Consider the following 23,813-nt stretch of genomic DNA (forward strand, 5'->3'; position numbering starts at 1 on the left):
ATTGATCGGTTTATTCGAAATTGACTCGTATTCTACTTAAAAGGAGAATGCGAGCAAAATTCTTTCACTCATTTTTGGCAGCTTCATGGCAGTGACCCCTATGCGCATTTTAGATGCAGCGCCCGCCTCCCCCGTTACAAAAGAGCCTTGGTTAACCGAGCTTAAAGACTGCTCGCTCTCCTTAGAAGCCCTTTTGCGCTCGCTGGACTTAACCGCCGAGTCGGTCAATGTCAGCGAGGCGGCGGCAAAAGCCTTTGCGATTAAGGTGCCGGGGGCTTATTTAAAGCGGATACGCAAAGGGGACGCTCGCGACCCTTTACTGCTTCAGGTATTGCCTGACCCTCGTGAAATGGAGCTTCACCCAGGTTACACCACCGACCCCTTAGAGGAGATGGATGCCAACCCGATTCCGGGGCTGATCCATAAATACCATGGCCGTGTGCTGCTGGTGCTCTCGGGGGCGTGTGCCATTCATTGCCGCTACTGCTTTAGAAGGCACTTTCCTTATTCGGATCAGCAATCGAGCGGTGATCATTGGCAAGCGATACGGGAGTACTTGCGTAACGATGACTCCATTACCGAGGTGATCTTTTCAGGGGGGGATCCGCTCGTTGCTACCGATAAGCGTCTATTTTCGATGTTGGATGACCTAGAAGCGATCCCACACTTAAAACGGGTGCGCATCCATTCACGCTTACCGGTGGTATTACCGAACCGCATCACAGAATCACTAACAGCACGGTTTAAAAAGTGTCGTTTGAACGTGGTGTGTGTGGTGCACGTGAATCACGCCAACGAGTTGGATACCGAGGTGGATGCCGCTATTGCGCGGTTAAAAGCCGCGAATGTGACCGTGCTAAACCAAGCGGTGTTACTCAAAGGGATTAACGACAATGCCGATGCGCTGTGCGCGTTAAGTGAACGTTTATTTGAAGCAGGTATCTTACCCTACTATCTGTTCGTTCTGGATGCGGTTCAAGGTGCAGCACACTTTGACATCTCAGATCAGAATGCCGCAGAATTGGTTCGGCAGATTCAGGCACGGTTACCGGGCTATTTGGTCCCCAAACTGGCGCGCGAAATTCCGGGTAAGCCATCAAAAACTTGGCTCACAGTGTGATTTATTCAACCACAATTGTTTAAAAAATCATCAAAAACACCTAATATCTGCCGTCTATCACTGTATCGATTACTAACACACCGACAGGTTAAGCGCTTTATGTACACTGGATTAAATAGGATGGTTAAATGGACAGGGCTAGTCGCAGTGCTTGCTTTGCTCTCTGCCTGCTCTCAAAAAGAAGTTGTTGTCGCACCACCGGAGCCAGAAGTTCCACCACCGATTGTGATCACCCCGCTGATCACACTGGAAAATGCATTGCCCATTGCCAAATCAAAACGTGGCCCTGTCGGCGCTAACATTGATTTTTTAAACACCTCGCCTGGCACGTACCAGTACATTTTGTTCCGCACCACCGCGTATGATGCGGCGGGCAAAGTGATCAAAGCGCGCAAGAGCCTGGATGAGAGCGCCTACCTTCGTGTCGCAGGGCCTATCGGACCTGGCGAGCGCAGCATGGGTAACAGCTGGAACAACACCTGGGCCAGCTCCGGTGTGTCTTGCCTAGACATCGATTCGGTTGAGATCGTCTTCTCCGATGGCAGTGTTGAAGTGGCCAAAGGCGAAACACTGGCTAAAACCAATACCTGCATCGCACAATAATCGCGCGTTCAGGCACAAAAAAACCGGGCTTACGTCCCGGTTTTTTTATGGCTTTCGCTGTTAGTTTTTACTCGGTGGCGGCATCACCGGAAACTGAGTGACGTTGCCTTTGGCATCTGTAATTTTGGACACGCCCTCTTTTTTGACCTCATCGATGCGGATGATCGCCTGCATAGGAATATAGCTGCGGTTAACCTCAGCAAACTGCTGTTTGAGCTTCTCCTCGCTGGGGTCCACCAGCAAGTCCGAGCGATTACCAAAGACAAAATCTTCGATCTGAATAAAGCCCCACATATCGCTTTGATAGACGTTTTTCACAAAGACTTCGTAGACTTTATCTTGATTTACAAACACAACACGATACAGATGATCCTGTTTCGACGTTGCCATACCGCACCTCACCCACTTTTTTGATTGTCATTGGCTCGTTTATGGAGTCGAAAAAGTCTGTTTTCAACCCTAGATTATGCTACTCGAAGGAGCCGCATTCGCGTATAATATCTGGTCTTTTTTTAACCAACCTAGTTCGACCCGCGCCGTTGACCGCCCAAAAAGGGCCCTTACCTCTGGCCGCGGAGTCCAGCGATCTAAAAACGTTTAGGTGTGTAATGGCTAAAAAGCTGTTTATTAAAACTCATGGCTGCCAAATGAACGAATACGATTCGTCTCGTATGGCGGATCTTCTTGGCGAAAGCCATGCATTGGAGTTAACCGACAACCCGGATGATGCCGATGTCCTTTTGCTCAACACATGCTCCATCCGTGAAAAAGCACAGGAAAAAGTTTTTCACCAGCTTGGCCGTTGGCGCAAATTGAAAGCTCAGCGTCCTGATTTGGTGATCGGCGTTGGTGGTTGTGTTGCCAGCCAAGAAGGCGACAACATCCTAAAACGTGCACCGTACGTGGATATGATCTTTGGCCCGCAAACCCTGCACCGCCTGCCAGAGATGATCGACTTAACCCACCAAGGCTCTAAAGGCGTGGTGGACGTAAGCTTCCCAGAAATCGAGAAATTCGATGCTCTGCCCGCGCCCAAAGTGGAAGGCGCAGAAGCGTTTGTTTCCGTTATGGAAGGCTGCAGCAAATACTGTACGTTCTGTGTCGTGCCTTACACGCGTGGCGAAGAAGTCAGCCGCCCGATGCGTGATGTATTGGCTGAGTGCGTTGAGTTAGCCGAACAAGGCGTGCGTGAAGTAAACCTCTTGGGCCAAAACGTAAACGCCTACCAAGGCGCGACGGACGATGGTGATTTTGCCGATTTAGCTGAGCTCATCCGCAACGTTGCCGCAATCGATGGCATTGACCGCATTCGCTTTACCACCTCGCACCCAGTTGAGTTTTCAGAAAGCTTGATCGAGGCATACGCCGATGTACCCGAGCTGGTAAGCCACCTTCATTTGCCAGTGCAATCCGGTTCGGATCGCATCTTGATGGCGATGAAACGCGGCCACACCGCCCTTGAATACAAGTCCAAAATTCGCAAGCTGTTGAAGATCCGCCCAGAGCTCAGCATGTCGTCCGACTTTATCATCGGCTTCCCTGGCGAGACCGACGCGGACTTTGAAGCAACGATGAATCTGATCCAAGAGATCGGCTTTGATAACTCGTTCAGCTTCATCTACAGCCGTCGCCCAGGTACACCGGCTTCTGATTTGCCAGATACCGTTACCGAAGAGACGAAAAAGCAACGTCTGGACATCTTGCAAAAGCGTATCATCCAGCAAGCGATGCAGATCAGCCGTCGCATGGTCGACAGCACTCAGCGCATTTTGGTCAACGGTTACTCCAAGAAAGACCCAGGCATGATGTCGGGCCGTACCGAGAACAACCGAGTGGTTAACTTCCGTTGCAGCAACCCAGACCTGATCGGCCACTTTGCGGATGTGAAAATTTTAGAAGCTTACGCCAACTCGCTTCTGGGCGAGCTGATTGGCTCTGAGCTTGACACCCTTCAATAACGGAGCGTCACCGCTTTATATGACAACCCCATCCCCATCAGCGGTCAGCTTTACGCTGACCCCGTATGATGCCAATGCGCTGGCCAGCTTATGCGGCCAGCTCAACCAACATCTAAAACTGATCGAAACCCGCTTAGGCGTCGAGATCAACAACCGCAGCAACGCGTTTCAAGTCAGCGGCGACGAAGCCCTACTGACACCCATCAGCGAACTGCTGCAGCAACTGTATTCCGAAGCCCTAGAAGGCTACGAGATCACCCCTGAATCCATCCATTTGCACTTACAACAATCGGGCGTAGAACACCGTAAAGAGCAAGCGGCGGCCGATAAAAACGGCACCAAAGATGAGTTCAGTGGCGAGGTGGCGATTCGCACGCGCAAAGCGCTGATCCGCCCCCGTGGGCCTAACCAGCAAAAATACGTGCGCTCAGTTTGGGCTCACGACATTAACTTTGGCATCGGCCCTGCCGGTACCGGTAAAACCTACTTGGCCGTTGCGTGTGCTGTTGAAGCGCTGGAGCAAGAGCAGATCGAACGTATCCTGTTAGTACGTCCTGCCGTTGAAGCCGGCGAGAAACTGGGCTTTTTGCCGGGTGACCTGTCACAGAAAGTCGACCCTTATCTGCGCCCTCTTTATGATGCGCTGTACGAGATGATCGGCTTTGAGAAAGTGACCAAACTGATCGAGAAAAACGTCATCGAGATCGCGCCATTGGCCTACATGCGTGGTCGTACGCTGAACAACGCCTTTGTCATTTTGGATGAAAGCCAAAACACCACACGCGAACAGATGAAGATGTTCCTGACCCGTATCGGTTTTGGCTCCACCGCGGTCATCACTGGTGACGTGACGCAGGTCGACCTGCCTAAAGGCTCATCCTCGGGTTTGAAGCACGCGATGGAAGTCCTCGGCGGCGTCAAAGGCATTGGCTTTACCCACTTTACCTCCAAAGATGTGGTGCGCCACCCGCTGGTTCAGCACATTGTGGAAGCGTACGACCGTTTTGAAAAACGCGCCGAAAAACGCGCTCAGGATGAGAAAAAAGAATCATGAGCGAGCTCTACATAGAGATCCAACGCGAAGTCGATGGCCCAGAGCTGCCAAGCGATGCCGACTTTGAACGTTGGGTCGCTTTGGCGCTGGAAGGCCAGCGAGATGAGGCCGAAGTCTGCATCTGCCTAGTGGACCCCGAAGAGAGCCAGATGCTCAATTCGACCTATCGTGGAAAAGATAAACCGACCAATGTACTGTCGTTTCCTTTTGAGGCACCGCCTGGCGTCCCGACCGAAATTTTGGGGGATTTAGCCATCTGTGCCGAGGTAGTAGCCACGGAAGCTACCGAACAAAAGAAGCCTTTACACAACCATTGGGCGCACATGGTCATCCATGGCATCTTGCATCTGATCGGATTCGATCATATAAATGAGGCTGACGCTGAGCAGATGGAATCACTGGAGATCCAATTGCTCGAAAAACTGAACATTCCAGACCCCTATTTTGAAGGAGAATGAGGCTCTTTTATGAGTGAAGATCGAACGGGACAACCCCGAAGTTGGTTCGGGCGCCTTGCCCAGGCGTTTTCTGATGAACCAAAAAGTCGCACGGACGTTTTAGACTTTTTAAGGGAGGCCGCCGAGGAAAACATCCTCGATTACGATGCCCTTAATATCATCGAAGGCGCAATGCAGGTGTCCGAAATGCAAGTTCGCGACATCATGATTCCACGCTCACAAATGGCCGTGGTTCAAGCCGATCAAACTCCAAAAGAGTTTCTCCCCCTGATCATTTCAAGCGCACACTCGCGTTTCCCGGTGATTGGTGAATCACCCGACGAAGTGATCGGTGTCTTGCTGGCAAAAGACCTACTTCCTTTAATCCTTGAAGATAATCAGGAAGAGTTCGACATCTACAGCAAACTTCGCAAAGCGACGTTCATCCCTGAAAGTAAGCGCCTAAACACCCTGCTCAAAGAGTTTCGTGCCACCCGCAATCACATGGCCGTTGTCATTGATGAGTACGGCGGCATTGCAGGCCTTGTGACCATCGAAGATGTGCTTGAGCAGATCGTAGGTGAGATCGAAGATGAGCACGATGTAGACGATAACGATGGCAACATCCGTCCGTTTGATGAAAACGCCTACATTGTAAAAGCGCTGACCGAAATCGATGATTTCAACGAGTACTTCAATTGCAGCCTACCATCGGACGAGTTCGATACCATAGGTGGCATCGTGACCCGCCGTTTTGGTCACTTACCGCGCAAAGATGAAGAGGTCATCATTGATGGTTTCACCTTTAAGGTGCTCTCATCGGACAACCGTCGAATTCGACTTTTACAAGTCGCACGAAACTGATGACGGTTTCTGGGTACTAAGGGCGAGTTAATCGCCCTTTTTTGTGTCTTGAGTCTGAAAGGATTTCATCTTTAGATTCATACAGTAAGATAGCGGTATCTCTTGAATCAACCCCAAGGAAGCATTCATGGCGGGTATCCCCCCTCGTTTTCGAGCTCTTTCAGCACTGACCGCTGGCGCGCTCACCCCTCTCGCTTTTGCGCCATTTGAACTTTGGCCTTTAATCTTTATCACGCCGGCCATCCTTTACAGTTTGATTCGCCATACCAGCGTCAAACAAAGCCTGTGGTATGGCTGGGTCTTTGGTGTTGGCTTTTATGGTGTCGGGGTTTCTTGGGTGTTTCGCAGCATCCATGATTTTGGGGGCACGCCACTGCCACTGGCGGTGTTAATGACCGCGCTGTTTGCGCTTGGGCTTGCACTCTTTTTCATGCTGCAAACGTATCTGTATGCCAGATGGTTTTCGCGCAAAGGCTTCAGTGTCGCCGGTTTTGTCGGCACTTGGATGTTTGCCGAGTGGCTGCGCAGTTGGTTTTTAACAGGCTTTCCTTGGCTCTACAGCGGCTATGCGTTAATCGACACCCCCTTTAGCGCACTGGCGCCGATGGGCGGCGTATGGTTGGTCAGCTTTGTGTGTGTCACCATCAGTGCCTGCCTTGTCAATCTCTTTACCGCAAAAACACTCCCACAACGGGCACTGTGTGCCGCAACCATCACTGTACTGTGCGCCTTGCCTTTGCTGGACCATGAGTGGACGCAACCCAAAGGCGAGCCGTTTGATGTGGACATCGTTCAAGCGAATATTCCGCAGGATTTGAAATGGAACCCAAACTACCTGCCCGATTTTTTGATGCGCTACGTCAACATCACCCAAGAAAAAACCCGCGCCCCGGTGGTTGTTTGGCCAGAGACGGCCGTATCCGCGATCTACAGCGAAGCCAGCCCGTATTTGTTCCCGCTGTTGCAGCAGTTTGATCAAGACCAGCGCATTCTGATCAGCGGTATTCCGTCACTTGAATTTAACCCCCAAGCCCCCGATGGCTATGATGTGTTTAACAGCTTGGCGGTATTAACCGGCGATGGTGATGTCTATCATAAGCAGCGCCTTGTCCCCTTTGGCGAGTACGTTCCTTTCCAAGCCTTGCTTCGCAAACTCGGTGGTTTTTTTGACCTCCCGATGTCGAGCTTCAGCTTACCCGCCCCAGGCCAAGGCCCTTTAGAGGCCGGCCACATGAAGGTATCGGCAGCCATCTGTTACGAGATCGCCTACCCAGAGCTGGTGCGTGAAACAGCCCAAGACAGCGACTGGCTGATCACCGTTTCGAACGATACGTGGTTTAGCCACACCATCGCGCCCGATCAGCACTTACAGATTGCCCGTATGCGTGCACTTGAGAACGGACGCTGGTTGGTCCGAAGCACCAACAACGGCCTAACCGCGCTAATCGCCCCCGACGGGAAGATCAGTATGAGCATTCCTGCGTATAAAGAGGGCGTTTTGCACGGCACAATTCAGAGTCGAAATGGCCACACCCCTTATCAACGTTGGGGGTTATGGCCGGTTGCGGTTATGGCGTTGGCGTTATTGTTGCTGGCGTTTCAGGCCAGAACCCGACGCGAATAATCGTTTTAGGAAACGTGCATGTTAGAACGCGACCACTAAATGCTTTAAAATACACGGCTCATCCTGTGTAAGCGCTACTGCCTTTGTTATTTAGCTAATTGGAAACCGCCATGTCAGATGTGAAGACCGATCTCCTCAACGAACTTAAAGCCCTTGTTGGCGCTTCTTACCTGATCAGTGACAGCGACAAAATGCTGCCATACACCAAAGGGTTTCGTTTTGGCTCGGGCGAGGCGATGGCGGTGGTGCGCCCAGCCACCTTGTTAGAGATCTGGAAGGTTCTAAAGGCGTGTAACAAAGCCGACGTTGCGGTCATAATGCAAGCGGCAAACACTGGCCTGACCGGCGGTTCCACGCCAGATGGCAAAGAATATGATCGCCCTTTGGTGATCATCAGCACCATGCGCATCGATGAGATTCAATTAATCGACAATGCGAAACAGATCGTCGGTCTTGCAGGCAGTACGTTATTTGGACTTGAAGAGGTCCTGGCCCCTTACGGTCGCGAACCGCATTCGGTGATTGGTTCCTCTTGCATTGGCGCATCCATTGTTGGCGGTATCTGTAATAACTCTGGCGGGGCTTTGGTTCAACGAGGCCCTGCGTACACTGAGTTGTCGCTGTTTGCCCAAGTAGATACCAATGGCGAGCTGTCTTTGGTGAACAACTTAGGGATCGACCTTGGCTCAACACCGGAGGAGATCCTCACCAACCTACAAGAGAAAAACTACACGGATGCGAACGTGCAGCACCCAGACACCGCACGCGCCTCGGATAACGAATATCACGAGCGAGTTCGTGACGTCGATGCCGACACCCCATCACGGTTTAATAACGATGGCCGCCGCCTGTACGAAGCCTCTGGCTGCGCAGGCAAACTTGCGGTGTTTGCGGTCCGTTTGGATACGTTTCCTATCCCTGAAAAGCATCAAGTCTTCTATGTAGGCACTGATGACCCAGCCGTACTGGCTAAGATTCGTCGTGATGTGCTCTCGACGTTTGAAAACCTGCCAGTATCGGGCGAATACCTGCACCGCGACTGCTACGATGCCTCCAAAAAATACGGCAAAGATACCTTTATTGTGATCGACAAGCTGGGCTCGAAGTACATCCCAAAAATGTTCGATCTCAAACGCAAAGTCGATCGCATTGCGGGTAAGTTCTCCTTCTTGCCGCCCAAGATGTCGGACCGCATCATGCAGTACATGAGCTACCTGTGGCCCAACCATCTGCCAAAACGCATGGACGAGTACCGCGACCGTTTTGAGCACCACTGGATTCTGGAGATGAGCAACGACGGCGTCGACGAATTACGCGCCTACCTGACAGAGTTTTTCAAAACGAACTCTGGCGATTATTTTGAGTGCACCAAAGAGGAAGGCGACAAAGCCATCCTTCACCGCTTTGCGGCCGGTGGTGCAATTGGCCGCTACCTTGCGATGAACAGCAAAGACCTTGGCGCCATGATGACCGTTGACGTGGCCCTCCCACGTAATGAACAAGATTGGTTTGAAACCCTACCGCCAGAAATCGATAACCAGATTGCGGCTAAATTCTACTACGGCCACCTGTTCTGCCACGTTATGCACCAGGTCTACATTGTGAAAAAAGACGCGGATGCCAAAGCCTTGAAAGCGAAAATCTTAGAAACCTTTGATGCCCGTGGGGCAGAATACCCAGCCGAGCACAACGTAGGCCACGAGTACTTTGCCAAACCTACGCTGAAAAACTTTTATAAGTCGCTGGACCCAACCAACAGCTTTAACCCAGGCATTGGTAAAACCACCAAATTGAAAAACTGGGCCGAAGCAGGCGCAACCGAAGGCGATAAGCCCTCGTGCTGCAATCATTAAGATTTAACGCGTACTTTTTTGACCCACGGGGCGGGGAAAAACCGCCCCCACACCTTTTTGTAGATCAAAGCTGGGATGACTAAACCCGCGTGCACCAGCACCGAAAGTATGGCGTACAGCGCAAACGGGATCATCTTTAAAGCGATCATACCGTCACTGCAGCGGCAATTTACAAACTCCGCTTTGGCCTGATCCAACCGTGATAGCTCACCAGACTCAATGCGTCTTCGCACTTTGGGGCAATACAGGTTTCGGCTTTTACAGCCAAGTAGGTAAGCCTTGAACACCCGCTTTGGGCTGATCGCCAACGCCGTCGAGATCGCAATTAGATTCATAAACATCAAAACAGGGTGGATCAAACTGCCTGTTCCAAGCTCCCAAGCGCTGACCTCCCCCTCGCCAATTTGGCTCGCATCGTATCCTGTAATTACATGATGAAGGTCGTGGTATTTCAGGTATTTACGGCGGGTATCAATGTTGGGCAGTGGTACCAACAAGCAACCAATAAACACATCCACAAATAAAGGGCGTTTGCCGGTTTCGACCTCGAAACCACTTTTCGCGTAAAAATCCGCCAGAGCTTGGTCTAGTGTTGGGGTATCTGGTGCTTGATTCATGCTGATCATCCTTGATAGCTGGGGGCTTTACCTTATCTGAGGAGGTCTTGCTAATCAATGAGCCGGTCCGCATTTACAACCGACTGCTCAATAATCAGCTGCGCATTTAACCGATCATTATTGACCATTCGGTATTCGGCTTCTTCTTGTGTACGCCCCACTTGTAGGTGACGCTTGATCACACGCGCGCAGGACTCTTCAAGGCTGGTGTTTAAAAACCAGCTTTCATCGAACACTTGACGCTTTAACTCGCACCAAGGCGCATCGCTTAACAGTACAAAACTGCCCTCCACCAGCACGATGCGATGTTGATCGGTAAGCTGAATGGCTTGTTCAATGGGGTCACCACCACCGTGATCAAAACTTGGAAATACGCCAGTACCCGTGACTTTCGCTTGAATTAAGTCGTTTACAAAACGCTCAGCATCAAAGGTAAAGGGCGAACCTCGTCTTGCATGAGCCATGGCGGGGTCTGGCATCGCATCCAGTTGATGGCGGTAGTAGTGATAGCCATCTTGCGGGATAACCAGCAAGGTATCACCAAACTGCGTCTGTAACTTGGCCGCAAGCGTACTTTTACCGCTGCCGGGGGCGCCTGCAAGGCCGATCCAAAGCGTGTTTTGGGAATCAGAAGCCAAGTACGTTTTTAGGTGTTGAATAAGATCCTGCATAAAACTCGCTCCCATAAAAAAGCCACCTGATCGTTAGGTGGCTTTTTGGCAATGATAAGACCGCGATTACTCAATAAAAATAAAGTTACGGATCAGCTCTTTACCGCCCTCGGTCGCGAAGGATTCGGGGTGGAATTGAATGCCATAGATCGGGTATTCGCGGTGCTGAATCCCCATGATTTCAAACTCACCGCCTTGGCGAACGCGCTCTAGCTGCTCGAACTGATCTTGGCTTAGATCCCCCACCACCGCGGTAATCTTCAAGGCATCCGGGAAGCTTTCGGCTTCCGCAATCAGAGAGTGATAACGCATCACTTCGAGCTGATCGGGGATGGAGCGGAACATACCGGAACTGTCGTGGCGAATCGGGCTGACCTTACCGTGCATCGGTAATGGTGCTTTAACCACCTTGCCACCAAACACGTGCGTGATCCCCTGCATACCAAGGCACACACCTAACAGCGGTGTGGTTTTACCCAGCTCTCGAATCACATCGGCACACACACCAAAGTAGGCTTCATCGTCCGGTGAGCCTGGCCCTGGTGAGATGATGATGCGATCCGGATTTAAGGTTTTGATCTCTTCAAGGGTGATTTCATCATTGCGCTTAACCGTGATGGTGAAATCGTCAATTTGGCCTTTGATCTTCTCTGTGGTGAGGATCTCGCCGATGAATTGATACAGGTTGTAAGTGAAAGAGTCGTAGTTATCCACAATCAATACGTTCATGATTACGCCTCCGCCTTGATGAATTGATCTAGCACTTTTTTAGTCCCGGCAAATTTACGGCGAATCTCTTCGTATTCATCCTCTGGATTGGAGTCGTAGACGTTGCCCCCGCAGGTTTGAACGTAGGCTTCCTCGCCATTGGCAAACACGGTACGAATCGGGATCGCAAAGGTGCAATCGCCGTTAAAGGAGAAGTGACCTACCGCACCACCGTATGGGCCGCGGCCATCGGCTTCTAGATCGTCAATGATTTTCATCGCCTCGATTTTCGGTGCACCGGTTAACGTGCCCGCTGGGAAGTTGCTGGCCAGCGCCGAGAACATATCTTGCTCTTGGGAGATAATCCCCACAATTTCGCTGGAGATATGCTGTACGTGGCTAAAGCGTTTGATGTCCATCAGGCTTCGTACTTTCACGGTACCAAACTGAGCAACACGGCCAATGTCGTTGCGGTGCAAGTCCACAATCATGTTGTGCTCGGCAATCTCTTTAGGGTCGTTCAAGAGTTTGCGCGCCAAAGTGCGGTCTTCCTCTTCGGTTTTGCCACGGGTGGTGGTACCGGCCAGAGGGAAGGTTTCCATCTCGCCTTGGCGAAGTCGGAACAACAGCTCTGGGCTTGCGCCAATCAGTTTTTGCTCGCCAAACTTGACGTAATACATCTGCGGCGACGGGTTCACCTCACGCAGTTGCTCGTAAATGTTGATGGTGTCGCCTTTCAAGCGGAAGCGTTTTTTAAAGCCCACTTCGGTTTGGAAAATCTTACCGTCGATGATGTCTTGTTTGACCTTCATCACCGCTTTGGCATGATCTTCTTGGCTCATGGTGTCGCCTAAGTTTTCGATCTCAAGCTCGCCATTGCCCTCGTATGGGGTGTTCAGTAGCTCTTCGATCAAACCGATGCGATTATCGCTGTAGTAGAAGTAGAACACTTCGCCGGTCATCTTATCGAGGATCAAACCATCCTTATAAAGACCAAAGCGGAAGGCATCGAACATCTCGCTGCTTTGCAGGCTCAGGCTTGGCTCAAAGTAGTTCATGCTGTCGTAGCCAAGGTAGCCCGTTAAGCCACCGGCGTACTTACGCGAGATCACATCCTGCGGGACAATCTCGCGCAGTAGGTAATACGGGTTGTCGCTCTCATAGCGCTCCACATTACCTTCACGGTCTTCGATGCACAGCTCGTTACCGTTGGCGTACAGTGTTTTTTCCGGGTCAAAACCGATGATCGAGTAGCGAGAGATAAAGCTCTCTTCGCCCAAGGACTCCAGCATAAAGCAGGTATCAAAGCGTTTATCGATCTGTTTAAAGAGGCCAAAGAAATCGCAATCCGCGGTTAAGGTGACATAGTGCGGTTTGCGAGGCAGTTCGATGCGTTCTGGGTGTCGTTTCATAATCGTCTCAAATCGTATAAAGGATGGATGGCGGTCGAATTAAAGCGATGTTCGCCATCGAAACTGACCTAAGTACTGACCAATCTTGCAACTCATCACGACTCCCCTTCCCCGTCTTGGCGGGCACTCAGTATCTTCGAGCCTCGCGTTACGGTCGCGATGCCCACACCCAGCGTTTCAGCGATTTGTCGCTGCGGCACACCGGCTTCGAGCATGCGAATGATCTGCAGCCGCTTGGTCACTTCTGTGAACTCCGCAGGCGTCAGCAGCTCGCGCAGGCTGTTTTCCAGTGCACTAGGGCTTGATAGGGAGAGTAGGTGATCGATCAGATCCGCTACGTATTCGTTTTCTTTATCCATAGCTGGAGTGTAACGTATCACCATACTAGTACGCTAGTACATTTTTAAATCACATAACGCCCCCTCTCAAAGGGTCTGGTCGATGCGCAGGATTCTGTTAAAATTTGAGCATTCTTCTCTTTTGAACAGGACTTTTTCCGATGAGCCTTGCCGACACTGTTTTGGCCGTGAATAACGATCTCCCGATCCGCACTGATAAACCAATCCATTCCGGTAAAGTGCGCTCAGTCTATTGGCTGACCGAGGCCGACAGCCGTCGCTTGATTCAGGAGAAAGGCTACGATGTGGCCGACGATGCACCGCTTGCGATCATGGTGATCAGCGACCGTATCTCGGCGTTTGATTGCATTTGGCAGGGTGAAAACGGCCTTAATGGCGTACCGGGTAAAGGCGCGGCGCTGAACGCTATCTCGAATCATTGGTTTGGTCTGTTCAAAGAAAACGGGTTAGCCGACAGCCATATTTTGGATATCCCGCACCCGTTTGTGTGGATTGTGCAAAAAGCCAAACCTGTCATGGTTGAAGCGATCTGCCGTCAATACATCACAGGTTCCATGTGGCGTGCTTACAGCAAGGGCGAGCGCGAGTTCTGCGGCATCACCTTGCCAGAAGGCCTTCAAAAAGATCAAAAACTGCCCGAGATTTTAATCACACCATCCACCAAAGGTATCTTGCGCGGTATTCCAGGCGTTCCCGAAGCGGACGATGTGAACATCACTCGTGCTGATCTGGAAAACCATTTTGCGGCGTTCAATTTAAGCTCCAAAGCTGACATCGATCAGTACGAAAAACTGTTGAAAGAAGGCTTTGGCGTGATCAGCGATGCGCTGGCTGAGATTGATCAGATCTTTGTGGATACCAAATTTGAGTTTGGTTATGTGACCGATGCCAAAGGCCAAGAAAAACTGATCTACATGGATGAGGTGGGCACACCGGATTCATCCCGTATTTGGGATGGCGCCGCTTACCAAGAGGGTAAGATCATCGAAAACTCCAAAGAGGGTTTCCGTCAGTGGCTGCTGAACCACTTCCCCGACCCTGACATCCTCTTAAACAAAGAGCGCATGGATGAGCGTGAAGCACTGGCCCGCGACAACGCCCTGCCTGAAGAGGTGATGCTGGATATTTCTCGCACCTATGTGGGCATTGCCGAGAAAATCATTGGTCAAACGATCCATCTCTCGGACAACCCAAAAGCAGAAATCATTGCTATTCTTAAAGAGGAGTACGGCCTAATCGACTAGGCCGCTTTAAAGTCACTCAGGATGTAGAGTCGAACAATGAAGTCTCGTTACGCACTCGCTTTAGCATTGTGTGTGGTCGGTTGGACACCGGCCACCTTTGCAGAAATCTACAAATGGACCGATGAACATGGCAAGGTACACTACTCCAGTGTGCCGCCAGCGTTACCGGGCAAAAACTCCAACGTCGAGCAGGCCGATATCAAAGTCCCGCCTGCGGACCGTTCCAACGCTTACCGCATCCAAGCATCGCAGCAACGTAGGCTAAACTCCTTTGAACAGGCCGACCGTAAAAAAGAGCGCGAAATGGAAACGGCCGACTATAAGCGCAAGCAAGAAGCGAGACAGCGAGAATATCGCGAAGAGCAGTGCGAGAAATACAAACAGCAGTACGCCGACATCCGAAGTCAAGATACCTTTACGGCTAAGCACCCGTTCACCGGTAATGAGATGAACTTTACCGGTACGGATGCCGAAGACATTAAAGATGAGATCAAAGCCCGTAGGGATGAGTATTGCCATCCGTAGAGGCGCAATCAACTCAAGAAGGCTTAAAAGATACGCGGGCTGATCAACCAGTAGATTAATGTGATCGCCATCAAGCTGACATATAGATACGCCACGGTCGGTCGCAGGCTGTTTTTAAGATACTCGCTCACCAAAGAACGCCCTTCCCGGCTTCGCTCAAATTGCAATTGGTAGTAGAAGGCCTGTGCGGTTTGTTCTTGCTCAAGCGCTTGCTCAAGCTGAAGTAATCGTTGATCAATTCGGGCTTGGTAGGTTTTCCACACCCCTTCGGTCAGCCACAAAAGCCCCACTACCAACACAATCAGAACCGCCCAACTGAACATGAGCAATGGCTGACTGATCAGCAGCAAAGCACAGATCGCCACCGTAAAAAGCTTAATCCCTAGGGCACACTTTTCATAGCGATCCGTCTCTGCTTGCTGCAAAAGCCATTCTTTTTTTAAGTCATCCAGCCCAGATGACTTAGGTGTGTTTTTTTCATCCATGAACATCGTCCTGTTGTTACGTTAACGAGTTTGCGCCGACCCGTTAGCCTTCACTTTTAGAGAGGCCACGTGCCCAAACTGCGCTTGAAGTAGATGGACTCGCACGCATGGCACGGCGCTAACACGGCAGCACCTTTTAACACTTGCGCTTTGCCACACTCCAAACACTCGAAGGTGCCACCTGCGGTAATTTCACCGGCCATGTAACGATCCCCATCATGATCGAGCTGCTCCCGCAGTCGCTCTTGCTCAAGCTGGGTTTTGTCCGCTAGGGATTTTAAACGCTCTACAAAGGTGGCTTCCAGATAATTAAGATCAAAATTTAACCAAGCAGCGATCCCCTCGCCGGTTTCGTGAGCAAAATGACCCAGTTGACCTAAATCGCGCATCACGTAGGCTTTTAACAGATCGACCTCATCCCGCGTCATTTCTTCGGCGGTTTGCTCTACTTCAACGGCCTCTTCAACTTTTTCTTTTAGGTAATCCCAACTGCGAAGCTCCGCACGCTCGATGGTGCGATCTAACCGATCCAACACCTGATTAAACGCCTGAACGGATGCGTCCTCTTTATTTGAGTGGTTGTGTTTATCTGACATATCAGTAACTCCGCCCTTATTCCAGAAAATGATCATTCCATTACTCACGTCTTGGCCTTGACCAAATGACGCTCAATTCGCTGTAGTCCGCACCACGAATACTGTATTCTATGCAGCATACTCTTTATTTATCAGTTGACCATTAATCGGCATCAAGGTTGCCGTCTTTTTGGCTTACATATCAACGATTAGGCTATGAACGAACAATACCAACCAGAAGCGATTGAAACCCAGGCGCAAAAACACTGGGAAGAGAACAACAGTTTCCAATGCACTGAAGACACCAGCAAAGAGAAATACTACTGCCTGTCCATGTTCCCATACCCAAGTGGTCGACTGCACATGGGACATGTTCGTAACTACACGATTGGTGATGTGATCTCCCGCTACCAGCGCGCTCAGGGTAAAAACGTCCTGCAGCCTATGGGTTGGGATGCGTTTGGTCTTCCGGCTGAAAATGCGGCGATGAAAAACAACGTACCGCCGGCTAAATGGACGTACGAAAACATCGATTACATGCGCGATCAGCTTAAGCAGATGGGCTTTGGTTACGATTGGAATCGTGAGCTGGCGACCTGCCACCCAGAATACTACCGCTGGGAGCAATGGTTCTTCACGCGTTTGATGAAAAAGGGCTTAGTTTACAAGAAAGAAGCCGAAGTCAACTGGGACCCTGTTGACCAAACGGTTCTGGCGAACGAGCAAGTGATCGACGGCCGTGGCTGGCGCTCGGGTGCATTGGTAGAGCGTAAGAAGATTCCTCAGTGGTTCTTGAAAATCACGGATTACGCCGACCAACTGTTGGATGATCTGGACAAACTCGATAAGTGGCCAGACCAAGTACGCACCCAACAACGCAACTGGATTGGTCGCTCACAAGGTGTTGAGCTGTCATTCGATGTCGCGGACGGCAGCAAGCTGGAAGTGTTCACAACACGCCCCGATACACTGATGGGTGTTACTTATGTTGCCGTAGCAGCACAACACCCACTGGCCTTAAAAGCCGCCGAAACCAACCCGGAGCTTGCGACCTTCATTGACGAGTGCAAAAACGTCAAAGTTGCTGAAGCCGATATGGCGACGATGGAAAAACGCGGTATGCCGCTTGGCATCACCGTTAAACACCCACTGACCGGTGATGACATTCCGGTGTGGACCGCCAACTTTGTACTGATGGATTACGGTTCAGGCGCGGTCATGTCTGTTCCTGGTCACGACCAACGCGACTTTGAGTTTGCCAAAAAGTACAGCTTACCAATTAAGCAAGTCATAGCATCGACCGACCCACAAGTGGTGATCGATCTCGAGAAAGAAGCCTTCACCGATAAAGGCGTTTTGGTGAATTCGGGTGACTTTGATGATTTAGAGTTTGATGTGGCGTTTAAAGCGATCGCATCGGAACTGGAGCGTCTGGGTAAAGGCCGAGTCACCATCAACTACCGCCTGCGCGACTGGGGTGTTTCCCGCCAGCGTTATTGGGGTACGCCGATCCCTGTAATCAACTGCGCAAGCTGTGGTTCTTTGCCGGTACCGGAAGATCAACTGCCAGTACGCCTACCTGAAGAGGTGGAATTTGATGGCAGCGGCTCGCCAATAAAGAAGATGGAAAGCTTCATCAACACCACCTGCCCTGAATGCGGTGGCCCAGCTGAGCGCGAAACCGATACCTTTGATACCTTTATGGAATCAAGCTGGTACTACGCGCGTTATGCGTCACGCCACACAGACAACGCCATGCTGGACCCTGAGAAAGCCAACTACTGGCTGCCGGTGGATCAGTACATTGGTGGTATCGAACACGCCATCCTTCACTTACTGTACTCACGCTTCTTCCATAAGTTGATGCGTGACGAAGGCTTGGTGAACTCCGACGAGCCTTTCACAGGCTTATTGTGCCAAGGCATGGTGTTGGCTGAGACCTACTACCGTGAAAACGAGAAAGGCGGTCAAGACTGGATTGCGCCAACCGACGTTATCACCGAAACCGATGATAAAGGTCGCATCACCAGCGCCGTACACAAAGACGATGGCTTGCCGGTTATTCAAGCAGGCGTCAGCAAAATGTCGAAGTCCAAAAACAACGGCATCGACCCGCAAGTGATGATCGACAAGTACGGTGCGGATACCGTGCGTTTGTTCATGATGTTTGCAGCACCACCAGAGCAATCACTGGAGTGGTCTGATTCGGGTGTTGAAGGTGCAAACCGCTTCTTGCGTCGTCTGTGGAAACAAGTTTTTGATCACCTAGAAGGTGGCAGCGATGTAGTTGCACTCGATACGTCGGCGCTGACCAAAGAGCAGCAAGAGCTGCGCCGTAAGGTGCACGAGACCATCAGCAAGGTGACAGACGATATTGACCGCCGTCAAACGTTCAACACCGCGATTGCGGCTGTGATGGAGTTGCTTAACAGCATCTCTAAGTTTGTGGACAGTTCTGACCAAGGTCGTGCCGTGATGCGTGAAGCGCTGGAATCAACGATTCAGTTGTTGGCGCCAATCGTACCGCACATCACGCATCAGCTTTGGAGTGAGCTGGGTCACACATCAGACCTGCTGACCGCCCCTTGGCCAACATGCGATGAATCCGCTCTGGTGCGCAGCACCATCGAGATGGTGGTTCAGGTCAACGGTAAGGTACGTGCAAAAATTGAAGTGGCGGCCGATGCTGACCAAGACATCATTTTGCACACCGCTCTTGGCGATCCAAACGTTCAGAAGTTTATGGCTGACAAAACGCTTCGTAAGAAGATTGTTGTGCCGGGTCGTTTGGTCAACATCGTCGTCGGCTAAACGTCGATTGCAGGGCGCTCTTTTGGGCGCCTTGTTTCTGATCACTTGTTAAAGGACATACACGGTGCGATTTTTCAGCCAACGCTTCTCCTTGCTGTTACCTGCCCTATTAGGTTTGCTCTTAAGCGGTTGCGGCTTTCAGCTTAGCGGCTATCAGCCTTTGCCAACCTCGGCACAACAAGTGGCCTTAAGCCTTGAAAGCGACACCCCTGTGGTCTTTGAACACGCACTGCGTAACAGCTTTCGCCAACAAGGTATCCAACTCAATGCCAACGCTACCTATCAGCTGATCATTGAAGAGGTCGAGCAAAACCGCCGTGAGATCACGCTGGACAGCTCAGCGAATACCGATGAATACGAGATGCTAATGCAGGTGCACTTTTCCGTATTGAACCGCGAAACCCAAAAAGCGTCAGGTAACCTTCGTGCCTTCAGCGAGAAAATTCTCGATTACGATGCAAACAACGAAGCCGCCAGTTCCACGCTTGAAACCACCATCAAACGTGAAATGTGGCAAACCTTGGCTGACCGAATTGTGCGCCAGTTCATTGCCCGCGCCCAATAAACTCGCCTCCTAGACGACATGAAAACCTCGCCAGAACAGCTGCCCGCTCAACTTAAAAAAGGGATTCAACCGGTGTATCTTGTTGCCGGCGATGAGCCCTTAATAGTCGAAGAGAGCTGCGATCGCATTCGGGCTTTTGTTCGCGACCAAGGTTTTCAAGAACGTGAAGTTTTGCATGTGGATGCGCAGTTTAAGTGGGAATATCTGCTCGAGTGCGCCAATGCCTTATCCCTCTTTGCCGAGCAAAAGCTGATCGAGATTCGCTTAGGCAGCCATAAGGTCAACAAGGCCGCCAGCGAGATCCTTCAGGAGTACCTAAAGGTCGCCCCAGAAGATAATATCTTGCTGATCATCGCGGATAAGTTGGATGGCGGTGCGAAAAAATCCGCGTGGGTCAAAAAGATTGAGCAAATTGGCACCTACGTTGAGATCTGGCCGGTTGATCATCAACAGCTTCCAGGCTGGCTTCGTCATCGCGCCAACACCCAAGGGATTCAGCTGGATGACCAAGCCTTACAGCTGTTGAGTGAGCGCGTTGAAGGCAACCTTCTGGCCGCAAAACAAGAGCTCGACAAACTCCCCCTGTTGCACGCCGATGGCCCTATCACGGCCGAAGATATTTTAAACAGCGTTTCGGACAGCTCGCGTTACGATGTGTTTGGCCTTACCGATGCCATTAATGCTCAGGAAGCGCCCCGCTGCATTAAAATCATCAACGTGTTACGCCAAGAGGGCACTGAACCACCGGTAGTTTTGTGGGCCATCACCAAAGAAGCCCGCACGCTGTACAGTGCAAAATCCCACCAGCAACGAGGCCTTGCTTGGGAAACCATCTGTCAAAAAGAGCGGATTTGGGGCAAGCGTAAAACCACACTAAAGCGCTGCGCCGACCGACTCACGCTAGACACGCTTGAGCGTGTACTGCACGATAGCCAACAGGTAGATAAGGCCATTAAGGGTGTGGGCAGTGGTGACCCTTGGTTAATGATCACCGATTTATCCTTAGCCCTTTGCGGGCACGCCTTACGCATCCCGACCACGCTCGACTGAGCACTCTACACATTCGTCATCCATCAACTACACTGTTAATAAAACGGTGATCGTTTATGATGACAAGACCGCTCGTTAGCCTATTGGCCGTTACCAGCTTTGCCTTGATGATATCCGGCTGTGGACCCAAAGCCCCCAACCCCAAAACAGGGCAAGAACTATACGACTACTACTGCAAAGCCTGTCATGCACAAAATCCAGGTGTCGGCTCATATTTACAGAATTTACCCAGCGACAAGAAAAGAATGGCGAGCTATCAGGTGTTGATGATGCTGCAGTATCAGGACCAACCGCCGCATCCACCGATCAATTTAAGCGGATTGAGGGAAGATAAAGCCAATCGTTTGGCTGAATTTGTGGTGAGGCTGCCTCCGAGATAGAGACAGCCTCAAGAGACCTAGCCAACCTTCTCGCCCTTCGCTTGAAGATCCGCATGGTAAGAGGAGCGCACCAACGGGCCACTGGCCACATGGGAGAAGCCGAGCTCTTTGGCAATACGAGCAAACTCATCAAACTCGGCGGGCGTTACAAAACGATCCACCGGCAAGTGGTTGCGGCTTGGCTGCAGGTACTGACCAATGGTGATCATATCAACGTTGTGAGTACGCAGGTCCTTCATGACCTCGATGATCTCTTCGTTGGTTTCACCACAGCCAACCATCAAACCCGACTTGGTACGAATGGTAGGTTGCTTCTCTTTAAAACCTTTTAACAGATCCAAAGACCATTGGTAATCCGCACCTGGGCGCACTTTTTTGTACAAGCGCGGCACGGTTTCTAAGTTGTGGTTAAACACATCCGGCGGGGTCTCGCTTAGGATATCAAGTGCCACCTGCATACGACCACGGAAGTCAGGTACCAGCGTCTCGATCTGGATAGTTGAGCTGCGCTGACGCGTCTCACTGATGCAGTTAGCAATGTGCTGTGCACCGCCATCACGCAGGTCATCGCGGTCTACCGACGTGATAACGACGTAGCGCAATTCCATATCAGCGATCGCTTCGGCCAACTCGCGTGGCTCGTTCTCATCCAAAGCGTTTGGTCGACCGTGAGCTACGTCACAGAACGGGCAGCGACGTGTACAGATTTCGCCCATCACCATGAAGGTCGCCGTACCATTGCTGAAGCACTCACCCAAGTTTGGGCAGCTCGCTTCTTCACAGACCGATGCCAATTTGTGTTTGCGCAGCTTATCCTTAATCCGCTTAACTTCAGTATTCGAACCCATACGAACACGTAACCACTCAGGCTTACGCGGCATGTCTTCTTTTTCGGTTGGGATAATCTTTACTGGGATGCGGGATACTTTGTCGGCACCCCTTAGCTTAACGCCTCGCTCAGCCTTGTGGGCTTTTGCAGGTGCACCCGGTTTCGCTGCGATTTCGGTCATAGGTACTCTGTGTTATAGGCCGTTGTGATAAGAGACGGAAGTATACCCTATTTTGTCGATCAGGTAATCGATCAAAATCTGTACCGCATGTTCCGGTGATGCATCAGGTTTAAGGCTGGTCAGTTGCGTCATCGCCATGCCAGCGTAGCCACATGGGTTGATTCTTAGGAAAGGTTCAAGGTCCATATCTAGGTTGAACGCAAGCCCATGGAAGGTACAGCCACGGCGTACGCGAAGCCCCAAAGAAGCGATCTTGGCATCATCCACATACACACCCGGTGCATCGGGTTTAGCGTAGGCGTCAATATCAAACGCGCTCAGCGTATGAACGACGGACTCTTCCATCATGGTGACCACATCCCGAACCCCTAAATGATTTCGGCGAAGGTCCAACATAAGATAGACAATCAATTGCCCAGGGCCATGATAGGTTACCTGCCCACCCCGATCGGCTTGTACCACAGGGATATCGCCCGTTGCTAACAGGTGCTCAAGCTTCCCCGCTTGGCCTTGGGTAAAGACAGGCTCATGCTCCAGTAACCAAATCTCATCAATGGTCTGATCGTTACGCGCTTCATTGAACGCTTTCATGCGATCAAAGATGGGCTCATAAGGCTGCACGCCCAGTTTTCTAACCCAAAGCGTTCGCTCTTGTGGGGCTGATGACGTTGTCATCAGATCACCATGTGGATCAGGTCAGAAGCGATCAGATCTTCATGCAGCGCTTTCAATTGCGCTTCACCTGTAGCGGTAATGAACATGCGCACAGAGCAGAAAGTGCCTTTCCCACTTTCTTGAAGCGTGATGCGCTCAACATCCAAATCGGGTACGTGGACTCGGACACGCTCGACAACAAAGGCGACCAAGTTATCTTTGTTTTTACCGATCACCTTAATCGGGTAATCCGGGCATGGAAATTCAATTTTTGGTGGTTCTTGCTGTGTCATTTTGCTCACATTCGGTTATGGGTTTATCGATTAGTCCGGCTTTAAAGCCTGCATCGTTTGGGCTTGATGTTCGATAAACCATTCAAAAAACTGCGCCCATATGGGGCCTTTTTGGCCATCGCCAATGATGTGTTCATCGACCGTTAGCACCGGCATCACACCGCGGGTAGAGCTTGATATCCAAACCTCATCCGCATTAATAAGACGCGCGTAATCAATTCGGCACTCTTCGTACGGCACACCGTTTCGTGCGGCCAACATCAGCACCAAGGAGCGTGTCGTACCGCTTAAAATGCCGGTTTCTAAAGGCGGGGTTTTAATCACACCCGACTCTACAATAAAAAAGTTGGAGCTTGCCCCTTCGGTCAGCTCACCCTCATGGATCAGAAGCGCTTCTGCGGCATTCGCCGCCTTGGCTTTTTGAATCACCAAGATATTGGCCAATAGCCCATTGACTTTGATGTCGCACCGCTTCCAACGAAGATCTTCGGTCACGATCACCTTAATGCCATCCACTTGGCTGGCGCCCTCGTCGTAAATATCACGGATCGGTTGGGTACACGCAAATACAGTCGGCATAAGACCCGGCTCTATCGCATGGGAGCGCCGCTCGCCTGCTCCGCGGGTCACTTGCAAATACACCGATTGATGACCGCCACCGTTTTGGGCCACAAGCTCCGTTAAAATGGGCTCAAGCCCATCCGGTTGGGTGATACCCAGCTCATGTAGGCTGTAGTGTAGGCGATCCAAATGCTCGGATAAACGAAAACCCACACCATGATAGAAGGGGATCACCTCGTAAACGCTGTCCCCAAACAAAAATCCCCGATCAAATACAGAGATTTTCGCCTCGGATGCGGGGAGGAAGTTGCCATTTAGATAAACGATGTCAGTTGCCATAAATAAAAATGCCCACATTGGTTTAATGTGGGCATCCCTGC

26 protein-coding genes are annotated in these 23,813 nt (G+C 51.0%); 14 read left to right on the forward strand and 12 right to left on the reverse strand.

What is annotated here, in order from left to right; all coding sequences use genetic code 11:
- The first annotated feature begins 85 nt into the window (after positions 1–85).
- Together epmB and ACXAF9_RS05715 are read left to right on the forward strand one after the other, a co-directional pair.
- Positions 86–1,120: an EF-P beta-lysylation protein EpmB gene (epmB, locus tag ACXAF9_RS05710; protein WP_475071511.1), complete on the forward strand. Its 1,035-nt coding sequence runs from the start codon at positions 86–88 to the stop codon at positions 1,118–1,120.
- Positions 1,121–1,240: 120 nt separating this feature from the next.
- Positions 1,241–1,723 (forward strand): hypothetical protein, encoded by a 483-nt coding sequence (locus ACXAF9_RS05715; RefSeq protein ID WP_475071514.1) that lies wholly within the window; start codon positions 1,241–1,243, stop codon positions 1,721–1,723.
- A gap of 60 nt (positions 1,724–1,783) precedes the next feature.
- Here ACXAF9_RS05715 and ACXAF9_RS05720 read toward each other — a convergent pair whose 3' ends face one another.
- Entirely contained in the window at positions 1,784–2,113 is a 330-nt protein-coding gene (locus ACXAF9_RS05720) for a DUF1820 family protein (protein ID WP_475071516.1), read from the reverse strand.
- 218 nt (positions 2,114–2,331) lie between these two features.
- On the opposite strand from ACXAF9_RS05720, the gene miaB reads away from it, so the two are divergent.
- The 6 genes from miaB to dld all read left to right on the forward strand — a co-directional run bounded on the left by miaB (position 2,332) and on the right by dld (position 9,513).
- A complete protein-coding gene (miaB, locus tag ACXAF9_RS05725; protein ID WP_475071518.1) occupies positions 2,332–3,681 on the forward strand; it encodes a tRNA (N6-isopentenyl adenosine(37)-C2)-methylthiotransferase MiaB in 1,350 nt (449 codons plus the stop codon).
- A 19-nt stretch (positions 3,682–3,700) separates the two neighbouring features.
- Positions 3,701–4,735 carry a PhoH family protein gene (locus ACXAF9_RS05730; protein ID WP_475071520.1) on the forward strand — a complete coding sequence of 345 codons (1,035 nt, stop codon included), beginning with the start codon at positions 3,701–3,703 and terminating at the stop codon, positions 4,733–4,735.
- Positions 4,732–5,193: an rRNA maturation RNase YbeY gene (gene ybeY / locus ACXAF9_RS05735; protein WP_475071522.1), complete on the forward strand. Its 462-nt coding sequence runs from the start codon at positions 4,732–4,734 to the stop codon at positions 5,191–5,193. The genes ACXAF9_RS05730 and ybeY overlap by 4 nt, the downstream gene beginning before the upstream one ends.
- A gap of 9 nt (positions 5,194–5,202) precedes the next feature.
- The gene (locus ACXAF9_RS05740) at positions 5,203–6,036 is read left to right on the forward strand and encodes an HlyC/CorC family transporter (protein ID WP_475071524.1); all 834 of its coding nucleotides are present in this window, start codon (positions 5,203–5,205) and stop codon (positions 6,034–6,036) included.
- Positions 6,037–6,163: 127 nt separating this feature from the next.
- Complete coding sequence (gene lnt / locus ACXAF9_RS05745) at positions 6,164–7,660, forward strand: apolipoprotein N-acyltransferase (RefSeq protein WP_475071526.1); 1,497 nt, start codon at positions 6,164–6,166, stop codon at positions 7,658–7,660.
- 110 nt (positions 7,661–7,770) lie between these two features.
- Entirely contained in the window at positions 7,771–9,513 is a 1,743-nt protein-coding gene (dld, locus tag ACXAF9_RS05750) for a D-lactate dehydrogenase (protein ID WP_475071528.1), read from the forward strand.
- Here dld and ACXAF9_RS05755 read toward each other — a convergent pair.
- From ACXAF9_RS05755 to ACXAF9_RS05775, 5 genes are all read right to left on the reverse strand, one after another.
- On the reverse strand, positions 9,510–10,130 hold the full coding sequence (locus tag ACXAF9_RS05755; protein WP_475071530.1) for a hypothetical protein: 621 nt from the start codon (positions 10,128–10,130) through the stop codon (positions 9,510–9,512). The genes dld and ACXAF9_RS05755 overlap by 4 nt on opposite strands.
- A gap of 50 nt (positions 10,131–10,180) precedes the next feature.
- Entirely contained in the window at positions 10,181–10,801 is a 621-nt protein-coding gene (locus ACXAF9_RS05760) for a nucleoside/nucleotide kinase family protein (protein ID WP_475071532.1), read from the reverse strand.
- A gap of 66 nt (positions 10,802–10,867) precedes the next feature.
- A complete protein-coding gene (locus ACXAF9_RS05765) occupies positions 10,868–11,530 on the reverse strand; it encodes an anthranilate synthase component II (RefSeq protein ID WP_475071535.1) in 663 nt (220 codons plus the stop codon).
- 2 nt (positions 11,531–11,532) lie between these two features.
- A complete protein-coding gene (locus ACXAF9_RS05770; protein ID WP_475071537.1) occupies positions 11,533–12,921 on the reverse strand; it encodes an anthranilate synthase component I family protein in 1,389 nt (462 codons plus the stop codon).
- A 95-nt stretch (positions 12,922–13,016) separates the two neighbouring features.
- Positions 13,017–13,280, reverse strand: coding sequence for a Trp family transcriptional regulator (locus ACXAF9_RS05775; RefSeq protein WP_475071540.1), 264 nt, complete (start codon positions 13,278–13,280; stop codon positions 13,017–13,019).
- Between the two features lie 140 nt (positions 13,281–13,420).
- Between ACXAF9_RS05775 and ACXAF9_RS05780 the strand changes: the two genes are divergently transcribed.
- Together ACXAF9_RS05780 and ACXAF9_RS05785 are read left to right on the forward strand one after the other, a co-directional pair.
- On the forward strand, positions 13,421–14,524 hold the full coding sequence (locus ACXAF9_RS05780) for a phosphoribosylaminoimidazolesuccinocarboxamide synthase (RefSeq protein WP_475071542.1): 1,104 nt from the start codon (positions 13,421–13,423) through the stop codon (positions 14,522–14,524).
- A gap of 36 nt (positions 14,525–14,560) precedes the next feature.
- Positions 14,561–15,049 carry a DUF4124 domain-containing protein gene (locus tag ACXAF9_RS05785; RefSeq protein ID WP_475071544.1) on the forward strand — a complete coding sequence of 163 codons (489 nt, stop codon included), beginning with the start codon at positions 14,561–14,563 and terminating at the stop codon, positions 15,047–15,049.
- Positions 15,050–15,072: 23 nt separating this feature from the next.
- Here the strand turns inward: ACXAF9_RS05785 and ACXAF9_RS05790 are convergent, their stop codons facing one another.
- Positions 15,073–15,534, reverse strand: coding sequence for a hypothetical protein (locus ACXAF9_RS05790; protein WP_475071547.1), 462 nt, complete (start codon positions 15,532–15,534; stop codon positions 15,073–15,075).
- A 56-nt stretch (positions 15,535–15,590) separates the two neighbouring features.
- Positions 15,591–16,130 carry a zinc ribbon-containing protein gene (locus ACXAF9_RS05795; protein WP_475071550.1) on the reverse strand — a complete coding sequence of 180 codons (540 nt, stop codon included), beginning with the start codon at positions 16,128–16,130 and terminating at the stop codon, positions 15,591–15,593.
- 195 nt (positions 16,131–16,325) lie between these two features.
- On the opposite strand from ACXAF9_RS05795, the gene leuS reads away from it, so the two are divergent.
- The 4 genes from leuS (at position 16,326) to ACXAF9_RS05815 (ending at position 20,915) form a co-directional block, all read left to right on the forward strand.
- Positions 16,326–18,920 (forward strand): leucine--tRNA ligase, encoded by a 2,595-nt coding sequence (leuS, locus tag ACXAF9_RS05800; protein WP_475071554.1) that lies wholly within the window; start codon positions 16,326–16,328, stop codon positions 18,918–18,920.
- Between the two features lie 64 nt (positions 18,921–18,984).
- A complete protein-coding gene (locus ACXAF9_RS05805) occupies positions 18,985–19,485 on the forward strand; it encodes an LPS-assembly lipoprotein LptE (RefSeq protein ID WP_475071556.1) in 501 nt (166 codons plus the stop codon).
- Between the two features lie 18 nt (positions 19,486–19,503).
- Positions 19,504–20,535: a DNA polymerase III subunit delta gene (gene holA / locus ACXAF9_RS05810; protein WP_475071558.1), complete on the forward strand. Its 1,032-nt coding sequence runs from the start codon at positions 19,504–19,506 to the stop codon at positions 20,533–20,535.
- 56 nt (positions 20,536–20,591) lie between these two features.
- Positions 20,592–20,915, forward strand: coding sequence for a hypothetical protein (locus ACXAF9_RS05815; protein WP_475071560.1), 324 nt, complete (start codon positions 20,592–20,594; stop codon positions 20,913–20,915).
- Positions 20,916–20,932: 17 nt separating this feature from the next.
- Here ACXAF9_RS05815 and lipA read toward each other — a convergent pair whose 3' ends face one another.
- The 4 genes from lipA to ACXAF9_RS05835 are packed head-to-tail and all read right to left on the reverse strand — an operon-like array spanning position 20,933 to position 23,772.
- Positions 20,933–21,925, reverse strand: coding sequence for a lipoyl synthase (gene lipA, locus ACXAF9_RS05820; protein ID WP_475071563.1), 993 nt, complete (start codon positions 21,923–21,925; stop codon positions 20,933–20,935).
- Positions 21,926–21,937: 12 nt separating this feature from the next.
- A complete protein-coding gene (gene lipB / locus ACXAF9_RS05825; protein ID WP_475071565.1) occupies positions 21,938–22,600 on the reverse strand; it encodes a lipoyl(octanoyl) transferase LipB in 663 nt (220 codons plus the stop codon).
- Positions 22,600–22,872 carry a YbeD family protein gene (locus tag ACXAF9_RS05830; protein WP_475071567.1) on the reverse strand — a complete coding sequence of 91 codons (273 nt, stop codon included), beginning with the start codon at positions 22,870–22,872 and terminating at the stop codon, positions 22,600–22,602. Before ACXAF9_RS05830 ends, lipB begins: the two co-directional genes overlap by 1 nt.
- A 30-nt stretch (positions 22,873–22,902) precedes the next feature.
- Positions 22,903–23,772 (reverse strand): aminotransferase class IV, encoded by an 870-nt coding sequence (locus ACXAF9_RS05835; RefSeq protein ID WP_475071569.1) that lies wholly within the window; start codon positions 23,770–23,772, stop codon positions 22,903–22,905.
- Between the last annotated feature and the right edge of the window lie 41 nt (positions 23,773–23,813).

The organism is Neptunomonas sp. ABH4_499 (assembly GCF_056160565.1).

What these genes read in the sequence shown, in the direction of transcription:
- ACXAF9_RS05785 (WP_475071544.1), top strand. Translation starts at nt 14,561, where the DNA reads ATGAAGTCTCGTTACGCACTCGCTTTAGCATTGTGTGTGGTCGGTTGG.
- ACXAF9_RS05720 (WP_475071516.1), bottom strand. Translation starts at nt 2,113, where the DNA reads ATGGCAACGTCGAAACAGGATCATCTGTATCGTGTTGTGTTTGTAAAT.
- lipB (WP_475071565.1), bottom strand. Translation starts at nt 22,600, where the DNA reads ATGACAACGTCATCAGCCCCACAAGAGCGAACGCTTTGGGTTAGAAAA.
- miaB (WP_475071518.1), top strand. Translation starts at nt 2,332, where the DNA reads ATGGCTAAAAAGCTGTTTATTAAAACTCATGGCTGCCAAATGAACGAA.
- holA (WP_475071558.1), top strand. Translation starts at nt 19,504, where the DNA reads ATGAAAACCTCGCCAGAACAGCTGCCCGCTCAACTTAAAAAAGGGATT.
- dld (WP_475071528.1), top strand. Translation starts at nt 7,771, where the DNA reads ATGTCAGATGTGAAGACCGATCTCCTCAACGAACTTAAAGCCCTTGTT.
- ACXAF9_RS05740 (WP_475071524.1), top strand. Translation starts at nt 5,203, where the DNA reads ATGAGTGAAGATCGAACGGGACAACCCCGAAGTTGGTTCGGGCGCCTT.
- ACXAF9_RS05780 (WP_475071542.1), top strand. Translation starts at nt 13,421, where the DNA reads ATGAGCCTTGCCGACACTGTTTTGGCCGTGAATAACGATCTCCCGATC.
- ACXAF9_RS05830 (WP_475071567.1), bottom strand. Translation starts at nt 22,872, where the DNA reads ATGACACAGCAAGAACCACCAAAAATTGAATTTCCATGCCCGGATTAC.
- ACXAF9_RS05730 (WP_475071520.1), top strand. Translation starts at nt 3,701, where the DNA reads ATGACAACCCCATCCCCATCAGCGGTCAGCTTTACGCTGACCCCGTAT.
- ACXAF9_RS05790 (WP_475071547.1), bottom strand. Translation starts at nt 15,534, where the DNA reads ATGGATGAAAAAAACACACCTAAGTCATCTGGGCTGGATGACTTAAAA.
- ACXAF9_RS05795 (WP_475071550.1), bottom strand. Translation starts at nt 16,130, where the DNA reads ATGTCAGATAAACACAACCACTCAAATAAAGAGGACGCATCCGTTCAG.
- ACXAF9_RS05765 (WP_475071535.1), bottom strand. Translation starts at nt 11,530, where the DNA reads ATGAACGTATTGATTGTGGATAACTACGACTCTTTCACTTACAACCTG.
- ACXAF9_RS05835 (WP_475071569.1), bottom strand. Translation starts at nt 23,772, where the DNA reads ATGGCAACTGACATCGTTTATCTAAATGGCAACTTCCTCCCCGCATCC.
- ybeY (WP_475071522.1), top strand. Translation starts at nt 4,732, where the DNA reads ATGAGCGAGCTCTACATAGAGATCCAACGCGAAGTCGATGGCCCAGAG.
- lnt (WP_475071526.1), top strand. Translation starts at nt 6,164, where the DNA reads ATGGCGGGTATCCCCCCTCGTTTTCGAGCTCTTTCAGCACTGACCGCT.
- ACXAF9_RS05815 (WP_475071560.1), top strand. Translation starts at nt 20,592, where the DNA reads ATGATGACAAGACCGCTCGTTAGCCTATTGGCCGTTACCAGCTTTGCC.
- ACXAF9_RS05760 (WP_475071532.1), bottom strand. Translation starts at nt 10,801, where the DNA reads ATGCAGGATCTTATTCAACACCTAAAAACGTACTTGGCTTCTGATTCC.
- ACXAF9_RS05770 (WP_475071537.1), bottom strand. Translation starts at nt 12,921, where the DNA reads ATGAAACGACACCCAGAACGCATCGAACTGCCTCGCAAACCGCACTAT.
- epmB (WP_475071511.1), top strand. Translation starts at nt 86, where the DNA reads ATGGCAGTGACCCCTATGCGCATTTTAGATGCAGCGCCCGCCTCCCCC.
- ACXAF9_RS05775 (WP_475071540.1), bottom strand. Translation starts at nt 13,280, where the DNA reads ATGGATAAAGAAAACGAATACGTAGCGGATCTGATCGATCACCTACTC.
- ACXAF9_RS05715 (WP_475071514.1), top strand. Translation starts at nt 1,241, where the DNA reads ATGGTTAAATGGACAGGGCTAGTCGCAGTGCTTGCTTTGCTCTCTGCC.
- lipA (WP_475071563.1), bottom strand. Translation starts at nt 21,925, where the DNA reads ATGACCGAAATCGCAGCGAAACCGGGTGCACCTGCAAAAGCCCACAAG.
- ACXAF9_RS05755 (WP_475071530.1), bottom strand. Translation starts at nt 10,130, where the DNA reads ATGAATCAAGCACCAGATACCCCAACACTAGACCAAGCTCTGGCGGAT.
- leuS (WP_475071554.1), top strand. Translation starts at nt 16,326, where the DNA reads ATGAACGAACAATACCAACCAGAAGCGATTGAAACCCAGGCGCAAAAA.